This window comes from Caballeronia sp. LZ034LL (assembly GCF_031451215.1).
In the GTDB taxonomy this organism is placed as follows: Bacteria; Pseudomonadota; Gammaproteobacteria; order Burkholderiales; family Burkholderiaceae; genus Caballeronia.
Genome location: NZ_JARUXR010000004.1, coordinates 1,093,095 through 1,109,050, shown reverse-complemented (window position 1 = coordinate 1,109,050; position 15,956 = coordinate 1,093,095). Strand labels below are relative to the sequence as shown.

8 protein-coding genes are annotated in these 15,956 nt (G+C 66.0%); 6 read left to right on the top strand and 2 right to left on the bottom strand.

Annotated elements, in window-relative coordinates; all coding sequences use genetic code 11:
- Nucleotides 1-172 precede the first annotated feature (172 nt).
- Genes uvrA through QCE83_RS32470 form a run of 3 tightly spaced genes read left to right on the top strand, consistent with a single transcriptional unit; the run spans nucleotide 173 to nucleotide 7,699 of the window.
- Entirely contained in the window at nucleotides 173-6,001 is a 5,829-nt protein-coding gene (uvrA, locus tag QCE83_RS32480) for an excinuclease ABC subunit UvrA (protein ID WP_309820662.1), read from the top strand.
- On the top strand, nucleotides 5,991-6,410 hold the full coding sequence (locus tag QCE83_RS32475; protein ID WP_309820660.1) for an ACT domain-containing protein: 420 nt from the start codon (nucleotides 5,991-5,993) through the stop codon (nucleotides 6,408-6,410). Before uvrA ends, QCE83_RS32475 begins: the two co-directional genes overlap by 11 nt.
- 47 nt (nucleotides 6,411-6,457) lie before the next feature.
- Nucleotides 6,458-7,699, top strand: a complete 1,242-nt coding sequence (locus QCE83_RS32470; protein WP_309820659.1) for a DUF445 domain-containing protein — start codon at nucleotides 6,458-6,460, stop codon at nucleotides 7,697-7,699.
- Between the two features lie 20 nt (nucleotides 7,700-7,719).
- On the opposite strand, the gene QCE83_RS32465 is transcribed toward QCE83_RS32470, so the two are convergent.
- Both QCE83_RS32465 and QCE83_RS32460 read right to left on the bottom strand, forming a co-directional pair.
- The gene (locus QCE83_RS32465) at nucleotides 7,720-8,859 is read right to left on the bottom strand and encodes a hypothetical protein (RefSeq protein WP_309820657.1); all 1,140 of its coding nucleotides are present in this window, start codon (nucleotides 8,857-8,859) and stop codon (nucleotides 7,720-7,722) included.
- Between the two features lie 252 nt (nucleotides 8,860-9,111).
- Nucleotides 9,112-10,392 (bottom strand): hypothetical protein, encoded by a 1,281-nt coding sequence (locus QCE83_RS32460; RefSeq protein ID WP_309820655.1) that lies wholly within the window; start codon nucleotides 10,390-10,392, stop codon nucleotides 9,112-9,114.
- A 141-nt stretch (nucleotides 10,393-10,533) separates the two neighbouring features.
- Here QCE83_RS32460 and QCE83_RS32455 point away from each other — a divergent pair, with 141 nt between their 5' ends.
- From QCE83_RS32455 to QCE83_RS32445, 3 genes are all read left to right on the top strand, one after another.
- Nucleotides 10,534-11,019: a nuclear transport factor 2 family protein gene (locus QCE83_RS32455; RefSeq protein WP_309820653.1), complete on the top strand. Its 486-nt coding sequence runs from the start codon at nucleotides 10,534-10,536 to the stop codon at nucleotides 11,017-11,019.
- Complete coding sequence (locus tag QCE83_RS32450) at nucleotides 11,016-12,974, top strand: amylo-alpha-1,6-glucosidase (RefSeq protein ID WP_309820651.1); 1,959 nt, start codon at nucleotides 11,016-11,018, stop codon at nucleotides 12,972-12,974. Before QCE83_RS32455 ends, QCE83_RS32450 begins: the two co-directional genes overlap by 4 nt.
- Nucleotides 12,975-13,093: 119 nt before the next feature.
- Entirely contained in the window at nucleotides 13,094-15,832 is a 2,739-nt protein-coding gene (locus QCE83_RS32445; protein ID WP_309820648.1) for an MGH1-like glycoside hydrolase domain-containing protein, read from the top strand.
- Nucleotides 15,833-15,956 lie beyond the last annotated feature (124 nt).

Sequence of the window (15,956 nt, the reverse complement as noted above, 5' to 3'; positions counted from 1 at the left end):
TCGATCAGGCGAGCGTCTTGCGCACCCCAGGCAGACACTCCCGACACGTTTGGCGACAACCACTGTATGCGTGTACAGTACTGTTCGCTGCGGCAGCTGCGCGCTTTTGAACCCGCGCGCACCTCGCCCGAGGCCGTGAACGGCCGCCCAACTCATTGAACCGGTTGACAAATTGGCATCGAACAACGCAATCCGCATCCGCGGCGCACGTCAGCACAATCTCAAGAATCTCGACCTCGACCTGCACACCGGCCAGATGACCGTCGTGACCGGCCCGTCCGGCTCCGGCAAGTCGAGCCTCGTGTTCGACACGCTCTACGCGGAAGGCCAGCGCCGCTACGTCGAAACCTTCAGCGCCTACGCGCGCCAGTTCCTCGACCGGATGGACCGTCCGCAAGTGGAGCGCGTGGACGGCGTGCCGCCCGCCATCGCCATCGACCAGACGAATCCGGTGCGCAGCTCGCGCTCGACCGTCGGCACGATGACCGAGCTGAACGACCATCTGAAACTGTTCTACGCTCGCGCCGCCGAACTGTTCGACAAAAAGACCTCGCACCGCGTGCGCCACGACACGCCCGAGACGATCTACGCCGAACTGCTCGAACGCACGCGCGCGGACGATCCGCGTCTCGCGATCACGTTCCCGGTCGAACTGCCCGACACCGCCAGCGACGCCGAAGTCGAGCAATGGCTGTCCGCGAGCGGCTACACGCGTGTGCAGGCGAAGCGCCATATCGAAACCGCGAGCGGCAGACGGCAGATGCTGGACGTCGTCGCGGACCGGTTCCGGCTGCAGAACACCGAACGCTCGCGCGCGCTGGAGGCAATCGAAAGCGCTTTGCTGCGCGGCACCGGCCGGGTGGACATTTACGTGCTCAAAGACGAGGGCGAGCCGGACATCTGGCGCTTCTCCACGGGCCTGCACAGCCCGGAGAGCGACCTGCGCTACGCAGACCCGCAGCCGGCGCTGTTCTCGTTCAACTCGGCCTACGGCGCGTGCGAGACCTGCCGGGGCTTTGGCCGCGTGATCGGCGTGGATTACGGGCTCGTGATTCCCGACGAGAAGAAGACCTTGCGCGAAGGCGCGGTCAAGACGCTGCAAACGCCCGCGTGGAAAGAGAACCAGGACGATCTCGTGCGCTACGGCGCGAAAGCGGGCATCCGGCTCGGGGTGCCCTGGAACGAGCTGACGCAGGAGGAACGCGACTGGGTCATCAAGGGTTCGCCCGACTGGACCGGCAAGTGGCAGAACCAGTGGTACGGCGTGCAGCGCTTCTTCGACTATCTGGAGTCGAAGGCCTACAAGATGCACATCCGCGTGCTGCTGTCGAAATACCGCAGCTACACCCCGTGCCCGGTCTGCGCCGGCGCGCGCCTGAAAACTGAATCGCTGCTGTGGCGCCTGGGCACGAAGGAACAGGCGGATGCCGTGCTGTCGCCGGCGCATCGCTTCATGCCGCAAGGCGTCGAGTGGACGCGCGCGCAGCTCGAAGCGCTGCCCGGGCTGACCGTGCACGACCTGATGCTGATGCCGATCGAACGCATCCGCCGCTTCTTCGATTCGCTGACGCTGCCGTCCACCCTGCTCGACGAAGCGCTCAAGCTGCTGCACGCCGAAGTGCGCACGCGCCTCAAGTATCTGTGCGACGTCGGCCTGGGCTATCTGACGCTCGATCGCCAGAGCCGCACACTCTCCGGCGGCGAAGTGCAACGCATCAATTTGACCACCGCGCTCGGCACGTCGCTGGTGAACACGCTGTTCGTGCTCGATGAACCGAGCATCGGGCTGCATCCGCGCGACCTGAACCGCATCGTCGAGGCCATGCACCGGCTGCGCGACGCGGGCAATACGCTCGTCGTCGTCGAGCACGATCCTTCGGTGATGCTCGCGGCGGATCGTCTGATCGACATGGGACCGGGTCCGGGCGAGCGCGGCGGGCAGATCGTCTATGACGGCACGCCCGGCGACATCCAGTCCACCGATACGCTCACCGGCGCCTATCTCGGCGGCCGCAAGCAGGTGGCGCATGCGTCGGACTGGAACCGGCGCGCCGTCGACAGGAACACCCCGCGCCTCGTGCTGGAAGGCGCGAGCGATCACAATCTGCGCGACGTCACCGTCGAGATTCCGTTGCAGCGACTCGTCTGCGTGACGGGCGTGTCGGGCTCGGGCAAATCGACGCTGATCCAGGACGTACTCGCGCCCGCGCTGATGCGCCATTTCGGCAAGGCGACGGAAGCGCCGGGCGCGTTCCGCGACCTGAAGGGCGCGGAGCAGCTGAGCGATGTCGTGTTCGTCGATCAATCGCCGATCGGCCGGACGGCACGCTCGAATCCGGCGAGTTACGTCGGCGCGTTCGATGAAATCCGCAAGCTCTACGCGAAGGCGCCGCTCGCGCTCCAGCGCGGCTACAGCGCGAGCATGTTCAGCTTCAATTCCGGTGATGGCCGTTGCCCGACCTGCGGCGGCTCGGGCTTCGAGCACGTCGAGATGCAGTTCCTGAGCGATGTCTACCTGCGCTGCCCGGACTGCGATGGCCGCCGTTACCGCGCCGAGATTCTCGAAGTGAAGATCGAGCGCGGCGGGCGGCACTTGAGCGTCGCGGATGTGCTCGAACTGACCGTCAGCGAAGCGGTCGAGCTGTTCGCGGAAGACAAGGAAGTGCTGCGCGTGCTGCAGCCGATCGTCGATGTCGGGCTCGAATACGTGAAGCTGGGTCAGCCGGTGCCGACGCTCTCGGGCGGCGAGGCGCAGCGCCTGAAGCTGGCGGGCTTTCTCGCGGAGACGTCGCAGGGCACCAAGGGCAAGAAGGGCGGCGAAGCGGAAAGCCGCCTCTTCATGTTCGACGAACCGACCACCGGCCTGCATTTCGACGACATCGCCAAGCTGATGCGCGCGCTGGGCCGGCTGCTGGAACGCGGCCATTCGCTGATCGTGATCGAGCACAATCTCGACGTGATCCGCGCCGCCGACTGGATCATCGATCTCGGTCCTGAAGGCGGCGACGGCGGCGGTCAGGTGGTGTGTGTCGGCACGCCGGACGAAGTGGCCGCCTGCGAACACTCGCATACCGGCCGGGCGCTGCTCGACTATGAAGAAGCCATGGCGCCGGGCGCCGCGGAGCGCGCCGGCGTGCCGCTGCAACTCGCCGCCGAAGTGGCGAGCGCGCGGCGCGCGTTGCAGGGCGAAGACGTGGTGCGCATCGTCAATGCGCGCGAGCACAACCTGAAGTCGCTCGACGTCGATATCCCGCACAACAAGTTCAATGTGGTGACGGGCGTGTCGGGCTCGGGCAAGTCGACGCTCGCGTTCGACATCCTGTTCCACGAAGGCCAGCGCCGCTATCTCGAATCGCTCAATGCGTATGCGCGTTCCATCGTGCAGCCGGCGGGCCGTCCGGAAGTGGATGCCGTGTACGGCATTCCGCCGACGGTCGCCATCGAGCAGCGCCTGTCGCGCGGCGGGCGCAAGTCCACCGTCGCGACGACTTCCGAAGTCTGGCACTTCCTGCGCCTGTTGTATGTGAAGCTCGGCATCCAGCACTGCATTCACGACGGCACGCCGGTGCAGTCGCAGAGTTCGGAATCGATCGCCGCGCAGATCATGCGCGACTTCAAGGGCGCGCACGTCGGGCTGCTTGCGCCGCTCGTCGTGAACCGCAAGGGCGTCTATACGGATCTAGCGAAGTGGGCGAAGGCGCGCGGCAACACGCATCTGCGGGTGGACGGCGAGTTCCTGCCGGTGAGCCCGTGGCCCAAGCTCGACCGTTTCCGCGAACACACGATCGAACTGCCGGTGGCGGATCTGATCGTGACCCCGGACAACGAAGGCGAGCTGCGCCGCCTGCTCGACGACACGCTCGAAATCGGCAAGGGCGTGATGCATCTGCTCGCGCCGCTGGACGATCTGTACGGCTCCTGGGCCGACGGCAAGCGCCGCGGCGCGGAAGAAATGCGCGTGTTCTCGACCAAGCGGGCGTGCCCGGTGTGCGGTACGAGCTATCCCGAACTCGATCCGCGCATGTTCTCGTACAACAGCAAGCACGGCTGGTGCAACACCTGCGTGGGCACCGGCGTGAAGCTGACGCGCGAGCAACGCGCCGCGTTCGACGACACGCTGTTCGCACAGGACGATCGCGGCCGCGAACAGACCATCGGCTCGGTGGATCAGGAGCCGGACGACATCGTCGATCAGCCGTGCCCGGATTGCGAAGGCACGCGGCTGAACGACGTCGCGCGCGCGGTCACGTTCGGCAACTATCCGATCACGGAAGTGGGCCGATGGACGGTGAGCGATACGCGCGAATGGATCTCGACGCTCCGGCTGACAGGGCGTGACGCGGATATCGCGCGTGACGTGGTGAGCGAAATCGAAGGGCGCCTGCAGTTCCTCGAGGAAGTCGGGCTCGGCTATCTGAGCCTCGACCGCGCCGCGCCGACGCTCTCCGGCGGCGAAGCGCAGCGCATCCGTCTTGCCGCGCAGCTCGGCAGCAATCTGCAAGGCGTGTGCTACGTGCTCGATGAGCCGACTATCGGCCTGCATCCGCGCGACAACCTGATCCTGCTGTCCGCGCTCAAGAAGCTCAACGACAAGGGCAATACGCTCGTTGTTGTGGAACATGACGAGGACACGATCCGCCGTGCGGATCACATCATCGACATCGGGCCGGGCGCGGGCAAGCGCGGCGGCACGGTGGTCGCGCAGGGCAACGTGACAGATCTCGCGGCCCACAAGGCGTCGCTGACCGGCCAGTTCCTCGCCAACCCGATCGTGCATCCGCTGCAGCCGCGCCGCGAAGTGCGCGCAGCTACCGCGAAGCGCGCTGCCGTGCCGGAGCAATGGCTCACGGTCGAAGGCGCCACCTTGCATAACCTGCGCGACGTGACGGCGAGCGTGCCGCTGAACCGGCTGGTCGCGATCACGGGCGTGTCCGGCTCCGGCAAGTCGACGCTCGCGCGCGACGTTTTGATGACCAACCTGCTCGACGCAGTCGGCCGCTCGGTGCTGTCGTCGCCGGCGGTGCGGCGCGCGCGCAAGTCGGCGCAGGCGGACAAGCCGGCGCCGGGATCGCGCGCCAGCGTGCTCGCGCGCGAAGCGCCGCGGCCGAAGTTCGACGTCAAGCATGCGTGGCAGGGATGCAGCGGCGTGAGCGGTTTCGAGTCGATCGACCGTGTGCTCGAAGTGGACCAGACGCCGATCGGCAAGACGCCGCGCTCGTGTCCGGCTACGTACATCGGCATGTGGGACACCATCCGCAAGCTGTTCGCCGATACCCTCGAAGCCCGCGCGCGCGGTTATACGCCGTCGCGTTTCTCGTTCAACACGGGCGAGGGACGCTGCCCGGCCTGCGAGGGCCAGGGCGTGCGCACCATCGCGATGAGTTTTCTGCCGGACGTCAAGGTGCCGTGCGACGTGTGCCACGGCCAGCGCTTCAATCCGGAAACGCTGGCGGTGACGTGGCGCGGCAAGAACATCGGCGAAGTGCTGACGATGGAGATCGACGAAGCCGTCGAATTTTTCTCGTCGATGCAAAGCATCGCGCATCCGCTGCAATTGCTGCGCGATGTCGGTCTCGGTTATCTGACGCTCGGCCAGCCTTCGCCGACGCTCTCCGGCGGCGAGGCGCAGCGCATCAAGCTCGTGACGGAACTGTCAAAGGTGCGCGACGACATCACGCGGCGCGGCCAGAAGCCGCCGCACACGCTTTATGTGCTCGACGAGCCGACGGTCGGCCTGCACATGGCCGACGTCGCGAAGCTGATTCGCGTGCTGCACCGGCTGGTGGACGGCGGACATAGCGTGATCGTCATCGAGCACGATCTCGACGTGATCGCCGAAGCCGACTGGGTGCTCGATCTCGGTCCGGAAGGCGGCGTGAACGGCGGCATGATCGTCGCGGCGGCGGATCCGGACACGCTGGCGACGCATCCGCGCAGCCACACGGGCACGGCGTTGCGGCCGGTGCTGGCACGTGCGAGGCCCGCTGAAAATGCTGCGTGACCTGGATGCGCTCATCGCTTCGATGGAGCCCGAGCTTCAGCCGGGCGTCTATGTGTTCGTATCGGTGACGCCAGAAAGCGCGCCTGCGAGCGCCGACGTCATCGCGACGTTTCGCGAACGCGAGGGGCTAACGGTCGTGATGGAGGAACACGCAGCGCTCGCGGCGGGGCTGACGCCGCTGTTCCGCGCGGCGTGGATCACGCTGACCGTGCATTCGGACCTGCATGCGGTGGGACTGACGGCGGCGTTCGCGCAGGCGCTCGGCGAAGCGGGCATCAGCTGCAACGTGATGGCGGCGGCGTATCACGATCATCTCTTCGTGCCCGCCGACGATGCCCCGCGCGCCATGGACGCGCTGCTTTCCTTGCAGAAACGGGCTGGTATGCTGGCGGCCTCTTCGAAACCCTGAAAGCACACCAGATGGAAACGCAGGACAAAGCCGTTGCGCTAAAAAGAATGAAGTGGTTCGCCTTCGCGTTGCTGATCGCGGCGGGCGCGTTGTTCGCGCTCGCCAAGAGCCGGCACGATGTGGGGATATGGGCGTGGGTATCGTCGTTCGCGGAGGCCGCGATGGTCGGCGCGCTCGCCGACTGGTTCGCGGTGGTCGCGCTGTTCCGCCATCCGCTCGGTGTGCCCATTCCGCACACTGCGATCCTGCCGGCGAACAAGGCGCGTGTCGGCGACAACCTTGCCGCGTTCGTGCGCGACCGCTTTCTCGGCACCGATGCCCTGGTGGCGCGCGTGAACGCGTTCGATCCGGCGAGCCGTCTGTCGCTCTGGCTCGCCGAGCCGAAGAACGCCGAGCTGCTCGGCAAGAAGGCGGTGACGGCGGTGGGCCAGCTGCTGTCCTTCGCCGATGACGACCGCATCAAGACCATGCTGCACGACACGCTGCGCCGCCGCGCGGACCAGTTCGATCTGGCGGGCGCGGCGGGCGGCGTGCTGGCGTCGCTGACCTCGGACCGGCGGCATCAGTTGCTGCTCGACGAAGGGCTCACGCAGATGGCCGCGTGGCTCGACAAGCCCGAGGTGCAGGAGATGCTCGCGGCGCGCATCGTCGCGGTGGCGGGCGAGGAGTATCCGAAGCTGGTGGGCATGTTGGGCTTCGTCGGACTGAACGCCGAGGATCTCGGCAGCAAGTTCGCGGCGGGACTGGTGCGCGGCGCGAACCAGTGGCTGCATGACGTCAGCAGCGATCCGGAGCATGAACGCCGGCTGGCCTTCGATGCCGCCGTGGCGCGTTTTGTCGAACGTCTGCGCACGGACCCGGCGTTCAAGGCGCGCATCGACGAGCACAAGCGCGAATGGCTCGAGCGGCCGGAACTGCGTAACTACGTGAACGGTCTGTGGGACGAATTCGTCGCATGGCTCGATGCCGACATCAGGCGGCCCGACTCGGCGCTGCACATGAAGGTGGTCGCGATGGCGGGCGGTTTCGCCGCGGCGCTCGGCAACGATCCCGCCCTGCGCGATTCGATCAACGAGCACATGCGCGACGCGCTGAAGGCGCTGGCGCCGGAGTTGCGCGACGGCATCGCGAAGCATATCGCCGCCACGGTCAAGCAGTGGGACGACGCGACGCTCGTGCGCGACGTCGAACTGAACATCGGGCGGGATCTGCAGTTCATCCGCGTGAACGGGACGCTGGTGGGCGGCGCGGTCGGTATCCTGATCCACGCGGTCACGACGCTGCTGTGAACGCCTGCGGTTCGTGCGGATCAGCCGGCGTCGGGTTCTTGCGCGCCGTCATAGGTTTGCGCTTTTTGCGTCGACTCCGGTAGGTCGGGGGCGGGAGGAGTGGTCGCGGCAGGCGGTGAAGTTGATGTGACCGTGTCGCCTTGTGGCTTGCCGGAAGAATCGTAGGCCTGCGTGGTTTGCGTGCCGTCCTTGCCGTACGTGTAGGCAACCGACGCGCCGTTCTTGTCGAAATCGTCCTTCTCCGTCACCACGCCTTGACCATCGGAAATCGTGGCCGAGTAGGCGCCGCCCGTCTGCCGCGCATACTCGATGTGCTGTTGCAGGTTGCCGTTGGCATCCCTGAGGTCGGCGGAGGTGAGCTTGCCATCGTCCCCGAAATTCTGCGTGCCCTGCATGCCGGATGCGTAGGTTTCGTTCATCGACGAAATCTTGCCGTCACTAGCCGGATCGCTCAGTTGCACGGCGGTCGGTGAACCCAGTCCGGGCGGCGCGACTCTCCTGTTTGCGCCACCGTAGTAGTCGTAGTAATCGCTCGATGCGTTGCTGGGCGTTTCTGTGGCGTTGATGCTCGCCGCTCTGTCGATCAGTCTGTTCTTGTCCTGCTCGTCGGACAGGCCCGACTGCAGATCGGATGCGTGCAGACTGTCGAGCGCTTGCTGGGTTGGGCCGCCCGGTTGTTCGCCCGTCATGTTGATGAGCATCCCGGGATGCTCCGGCGTCGAGGTGTTCCGCAAGATCTCCTGGCCGACCTTCCAGTTGTTGTAGATCGCTTCGCCTTCGCCGCGCAAACCCAGCATCGCTTTCACGTCGAACGCTTCGGGATCGCGTGGATTGACGCCATAGCGGGTCGCAAACGCCCGGTCATTGCTGCGACTCTCGAAATGGCCGAGTTCGTGTGAAAGTGCCCCGATCCAGTTGCCGTCGGATAACCCGGCAAAGTCGTGGGCGAGTACGATCCGGTGCTGCGTAGCGTCTTCGAAATAGGTGCCTTTGTCCGGGCCGACTGCAATCGGCTGGATATCTCCCGAGCTGACTGCCGCGCCGTAATCCTGGAGGTCTGCCTGCATCGTCGGACTCTGGTTGATGAGCCTGACCTGGTTCTCTGTCGGATGCACGTCGCCCCAGTACGACTCCTTGCCGGTTACCGGTTGTATGGCCATGCGGGCTCCTGTTGCGTTCGGCTCATCTGGCCGCGCCAATGAGCCAGCTGATGGAAGTGCGCGGATGGAGCACTATTCACTGCGGAGCCATGGCCCGGGCGGTAAGGGGATATTTCGCGGATGCTGCGAGCCCGTGCGGGCCCGCGAGCGATGTCTGCGCGGACCCGGCATCCTGATCCACGCGGTCACGATGCTGCTCCGAAGGAAGGAACAGGCGCCGATGGCAGCATCGGCGCCTGAAGTTCATGCGGATCAGCCGGCGTCGGGATCCGTGTTGTTCTCGGCGAAGGACTGTTCTTCGATGCCGGCGTCTGGCGCTTGCGCGCCGTCATTGACTTGCGCCGTTTGCGGCCATTTCGGCAGTGCCGCGTCAGGCGCGTCCAAGGCGGACGATGAGGCAGAGGCAGCCGCCTCGCCCTTCGGTGCACCGGAAGAATCGTAGGCTTGGGTGGTTTCCGCGCCTTTCTTGCCGTACGTATGAGCAACCTCCGCGCCGTCCTTGTCGAAGTCGTCCTTTTCCGTCGTCACGTCTTGACCATCGTAAGTCGTGGCCGAGTAGGCGCCGTCATTCTGCCGCGCATACTCGGTGCGCGTCTGCACGTTGCCGTCGCCATCCTTGACGTTCGCTGATGTGAGCTTGCCGTCGGGGCCGTAGTTCTGCGTGCCCTGCATGCCGGATGCATAGGTTTCGGTCATCGACGTGATCTTGCCGTCACCGTTCGGATCGGTCAGTTGCACCGCGGTAGGCGTGCCCAGCCCAGGAGCGACGACCCTCTTGTTTGCGCCACCGTAGAAGTCGTAGTAGCTCTTCGTCGGGTCTTCGCTTGGTTGCTGCAACGCGTTGAGTGCCGCAGCCCTGTCCACCATGATGTTCCTGTCCTGCTCATCCGACTGGCCTGCCGCCACGTTGGCCTTGTGCGAGTACTGGAACATCTGCTCGAGCGTGTGATCAGGCCAGTCGCCATAGATCCCGATGCGCGTACCGGGTTCGCCGCCTTTTGCGGTGTTGTCGAGAATCTCGTGCTCGACTTTCCAGTTGTTGTACAACGCTTCGCCCTCGCTGCGCAGGCCGATCATCGCCCGTGTATCGTAAGCTCCCGGGTCACGGATTGCCGTACCGTACTGTTCGGCCATGGCCTTGTCAGCCTGATGATTTTCAAAATGGCCGAGTTCGTGCGACAGCCCAGCGACCCAGTCGTTGTCGTTCATGTCGACAAAATTCTTGCCGAGCACGATGCGCGGATCGCTCCCGTGGAAGTAACTTGCGTCGTCCGCGCCGATCGCGAAAGCCTTGGCTTGGCCTGCGGCGTACGCCTTGGCGTAGTCATTCAGATCTCCTTGCAAGGTCGGACTCTTGTTGATCAGCGACACTTGATTTTCTTTCGGCTGCACAGTGCCCCAGAACGATTCCTTGCCGGTTATTGCTGGTATTGCCATGATGCGGTTTTCCTTCTTGTGTTTCGGCTCTTCCTGCCGCGCCAACGAGCCAACCGATGAAATTGCGCGGACGAGCACTATTCCCTGCGGAGCCATGGCCCGGGCGGTAAGGGGATATCTCGCGGACACATGACCGAACCCGCCCGCGCCGCCAGCGATATGATGTGCGCACCCGGCCCCCTGAGCAGCAGCCGGCCGGACGTCGCACCTCAACCTCTTGCGCGCGCAACGTATCTCATGCCCCAACCCAACAACGCCCTGATCGAACAGTTCTACACCGCGTTCCAGCGTCTCGACGCCGAAGCGATGGCCGCCTGCTACGCGCCCGACATCCTGTTCCAGGACCCCGCGTTCGGCGTGCTGCGGGGCAGGGAAGCCGGCGACATGTGGCGCATGCTGCTCGGCCGGGCCGCCGACTTCTCGCTGTCCTTCGACAGCATCAAGTCCATCGGCCAGGTGGCGAGCGCGCGGGCCGTGGCGCGCTATACGTATTCCGCGACCGGCAGGCCCGTCGTCAACGAGATCCAGGCGCGCTTCGCGATCCGCGACGGCCTCATCGCCGAACACACCGACGTCTTCGATCTCTGGCGCTGGAGCCGTCAGGCACTCGGGCCGAGCGGCTGGCTGCTGGGCTGGACGCCGCAGATGCAGCACGCCATCCAGAGCCGCGCGCGGCGCACGCTGAACGACTATCGCCTGAAGTACCGCAAGGCCGCGCTATGACACGCATCGAAAGCACGGACCACGCGCCCCTCGATGACGCGCGTCTCGAAGACGAATGGCTCGAAGCGGACGCCTTCGGCGGCTTTGCCTCGGGCACGGTGGGCACCCTGCGCACGCGGCGCTATCACGCGCTGCTGCTCGCGGCGACGCAGCCGCCGGCAGGACGCGTCACGCTCGTCAACGGCGTCGAGGCATGGCTCGACGCGGACAGCCAGCGCTATCCGCTGACCATGCAGCGGTACGCGCCCGACGTCCTTTATCCCGATGTCCGCGCCAGCCTGCTTTCCTTCGACACATCGCCCTGGCCTACGTGGCGCTTTCGCGTGGGCGTAGGCGTGGACGCGGCCGTGATCGTGGCGGAAGTGTTCGTCGCGAAGGAGAGCCGCGCGACCGTGTTGCGCTGGCGTGTCGAAGGCGCGCCGCCGTCCGCCTGGCAGAACGGGAACGCGCGTCTGCACGTGCGGCCGCTCGTCTCCGGACGCGACTACCATGCGCTGCACCACGAGAACCCCGCGTTCGCCTTCGATGCCACTGTCGCGGGCGAGCGCGTGCAGTGGCATCCCTATGGCGATCTGCCCGTCATCGATGTGAAAGCGAACGGCGCGTACGAGCATGCGCCCGACTGGTATCGCAACTTCTGCTATGCCCGCGAACGCGAGCGCGGTCTGGATTTCATCGAAGACCTCGCGGCGCCGGGCGTGTTCCATTTCGACCTCGCGCACGCCGACGCCGTCATGATTCTGCACGCCCACACCGGCGCGGAGCGGCCCGACACGGAGACCGCGCTCGCGCATGCAACGCGTCTCGCCACGGCCGAAACGCAGCGGCGCGCAGCGTTCGCCTCGCGGCTCGAGCGCTCCGCCGACGCCTATGTGGTCAACCGCAGCGGCGGCCGCACGATCATCGCGGGCTTTCCGTGGTTCACGGACTGGGGCCGCGACACCTTCATCTCGATGCGCGGTCTGCTGCTGGCGTCGGGCCGCCGCGACGAAGCCGAGTCCATCCTGCTCGAATGGGCCGACACGATCTCCGAAGGCATGGTGCCGAACCGCTTTCCCGACAGCGGCGGGCTGCCGGAATACAACTCCGTCGATGCATCGCTGTGGTTCGTCGTCGCGGTGCAGGACTATCTCGCGACGGGTCACGCGCACGCCGCGACGGCAAGCCGCCTGCAACGCGCGGCCGGCGCGATCCTCGACGGCTATGCGCGCGGCACGCGCTTCGGCATCGCCGCCGACAGCGACGGTCTGCTGCGCGCGGGCGTGCCCGGCGTGCAGCTCACGTGGATGGACGCGAAGGCGGGCGACTGGGTCGTGACGCCGCGCATCGGCAAGCCGGTGGAGGTGCAGGCGCTGTGGATCAACGCGCTGTCGGCGGGCTCGGCATGGAACGCGCAATGGCAGACGCTGCGCGACCGCGCGCACAGCGCGTTCACCGCACGCTTCGTCGATCCGGCCACGCACACGCTCTACGACGTCGTCGACGCCGATCACGAGCCCGGCAAGGTGGATCGCGCGGTGCGTCCGAACCAGATCTTCGCGGTGGGCGGGCTGCCGTTCGCGCTGGTGGACGGCGAAGTGGCGCGCGCGGTCGTCGCGCAGGTCGAAGCGCAACTGCTGACGCCGCTCGGCCTGCGCACGCTCGCGCCCGCGGACCCGGCGTACCGGCCGCATTACGCCGGCGGCGTGCTGGATCGCGACGGCGCGTATCACCAGGGCACCGTGTGGCCGTGGCTGCTCGGGCCGTTCGTCGAGGCGTGGGTGCGCGTGCATGGCGGGGCGGGCGCGCGCGAGCGCTTCCTGACGCCGCTGTACGCGCATCTCGACCGTTACGGGCTGGATCACCTCAGCGAAGTCGCCGATGGCGACGCGCCCCACACGCCCGGCGGCACGCCGTTCCAGGCGTGGTCGCTCGCGGAGCTGCTGCGCATCGAGAAACTGCTCGGCGCGGAGTGAACAGGGCGCGCGCGCCGCGTGCCCAAACGCGCTAAATTACGGCTCTTGCCAGAGGGTTCGCGCATGGCCTGGACACGCTCCGGGCGAGGTGCTGCGCGGCCGCACATCAGGAGACGTTCATGCCGAAATCGCGCCCCGTCAATCAGATCGACACCGTCGAGGGCTCACGGCTCCATTCGGCCGATTGCGCGCACTGGCAGCGCTGGGGACCGTACCTGAGCGAACGCCAGTGGGGCACGGTGCGCGAGGATTACAGCGAGTTCGGCACCGCCTGGGAATACTTTCCCCACGATCACGCGCGCAGCCGCGCCTACCGCTGGGGTGAGGACGGTCTCGCCGGCTTCGGCGACGACAAGCTCAACTGGTGCGTGTCGCTGGCGCTGTGGAACGGCGCGGACCCGATCATCAAGGAGCGACTCTTCGGTCTGACGAACCAGGAGGGCAATCATGGCGAAGACGTCAAGGAACTGTACTTCTACCTCGACGGCACGCCGACGCATTCCTACATGCGCATGCTCTACAAGTATCCGCATGCGGCGTTTCCCTATGCCGATCTCGTCGATGAAAACGGCCGGCGCAGCGCCGAAGTGCCCGAATACGAAGTGCTCGATACCGGTGTCTTCGACGGCGAGCGCTACTTCGACGTGCAGGTCGAATACGCGAAGCACACGCCCGACGACATCGTGATGCGCGTGACCGTCGAGAATCGCGGCGCGGTGGCGGCCGTGCTCGACGTGCTGCCGCAGATCTGGGCGCGCAACAGCTGGTCGTGGCGGCCCACGCCCGTGAAGCCGTCGCTGACGCAGGAGACGGTGGAAGGTGAAGGCACCTATGTGCTCGCCGAACAGACCGGCCACGAGCCGATGGTGGTGACGGCGTGGTCAGCGGACGGCGCGGCGGTGGACTGGCTCTTCTGCGAAAACGAAACCAATGTCCGGCGCCTGCACGGCATGGACGGCGCAGGGCCGTTCAAGGACGGCTTCAACGATTACCTCGTGAACGGCGACGAGAACGCCATTCGCCGCGCCTCCGGCACACGCGCCGCGGCTCATGTGCATCTCGCGCTGGAGCCGCACGGCCGCGCCGTGGTCTATCTGCGCTGGCGGCCCGAGTCGGCGCCTGATGCCGTGCCGCTCGACGCGGATGCGTTGTTCGAGCGCCGCATCGCCGAAGCGGACGAGTTCTACGGCGCGCTCCAGCACGACATCGCCGGCGTGGATCAGCGGCTCGTGCAGCGGCAGGCGCTGGCCGGCATGCTGTGGTCGAAGCAGTACTACCAGTTCGACGTCACCCGCTGGCTCGACGGCGATCCCTTGCAGCCCACACCGCCGAAGCAGCGGCGCTTCGGGCGCAACATCGACTGGCGGCACCTGTGCAATGCCGACATCGTGTCGATGCCGGACAAGTGGGAATACCCGTGGTACGCGTCGTGGGATCTCGCGTTCCATGCGGCGGCCTTCGCGCTGATCGACCCGGCATTCGCCAAGCGGCAATTGCTGCTGCTCGTGAAAGACCGCTATCAGCATCCGAACGGCCAGCTGCCTGCCTACGAATGGGCTTTCGGCGATGCCAATCCGCCGGTGCATGCGTGGGCCACGTGGCGGGTCTACGAGATCGACCGTGCGATCACCGGCAAGAGCGACCGCGACTTCCTCGAACTCGTGTTCCACAAGCTGCTGCTGAACTTCTCGTGGTGGGTCAACCGCAAGGACGCCGACGGCAAGAACATCTTCCAGGGCGGCTTTCTCGGGCTGGACAACATCGGCATCTTCGACCGCTCGTCGCCGCTGCCGACCGGCGGTCACATCGACCAGGCCGACGGCACCGCCTGGATGGCCGCCTATGCGCTCGACCTGATGCGCATCGCGCTCGAACTCGCGCATGAGAACAAGGTGTTCATCGACATCGGGGTGAAGTTCTTCGAACACTTCCTGTACATCGCCGAGGCCGTGAGCTGCGAGGACGACTGCGATACCGGCCTGTGGGACATGGAAGACGAGTTCTTCTACGACAAGCTGCGCCTGCCGGACGGCAGCAACGTGCCGATGCGCATCCGTTCGATCGTCGGGCTGAGTCCGCTGTTCGCCGTGCATGTGCTGGAGCCGCGCGTGCACGGTTCGCTGCCGGGACTGCGCGACCGCATGCACTGGTTCCTCGAACATCGTCCGGATCTGGCCAAGCTCGTGTCGCGCTGGAACATCGCGGGGCGCGGCAACAGCATGCTGCTGTCGCTGCTGCGGGGGCATCGGATGAAGGCGCTGCTCAAGCGCATGCTCGATGAAACCGAGTTCCTTTCGGATCACGGCGTGCGGGCGCTGTCGCGGGTCCATCTCGACAACCCGTTCGTCTTCTATCACAACAGCGAAAGCTTCAGCATCCGCTATCTGCCGGGCGAGTCGGACTCGCGCGTGTTCGGCGGCAATTCGAACTGGCGCGGCCCGGTGTGGATGCCGGTCAACTTCCTGCTGATCGAATCGATCCGCGAGTTCCACCGCTATTACGGCGACGACTTCCGCGTCGAATATCCGACCGGGTCAGGCCAGAAGTTTTCGCTTGCGCAGATCGCCGATGAACTCGCGCGCCGCGTGAGCACGCTGTTCCTGCTCGATGCAAACGGCGAGCGTCCCGTGATGCGCGCCTATCCGCAATTGCAGGCGGACCCGCGTTCGCGCGATCTCGTGCTGTTTCACGAATACTTTCATGGCGACAACGGGCGCGGCGTCGGCGCCTCGCATCAGACGGGCTGGAGCGGGCTGGTTGCGCTGCTGTTGCATCCGCATGCCTCGGGGCCGTCGGGCGTGGTGCCGCTCGCCGGCGAAGCCGATGCCGAAGTGCAGGAGTTCGCCGGCGCCAAGTAAGGCGTCGCGCCGCAGTTTCGGATTCGTCCGATAGCGACGGGTTCTTCGTTTTCGTATGGTTGCTTCGAGGCAATCGTAGCGAGACGACGGAGAACCCGATGAGTCATGCCCTCAACCGGCACTC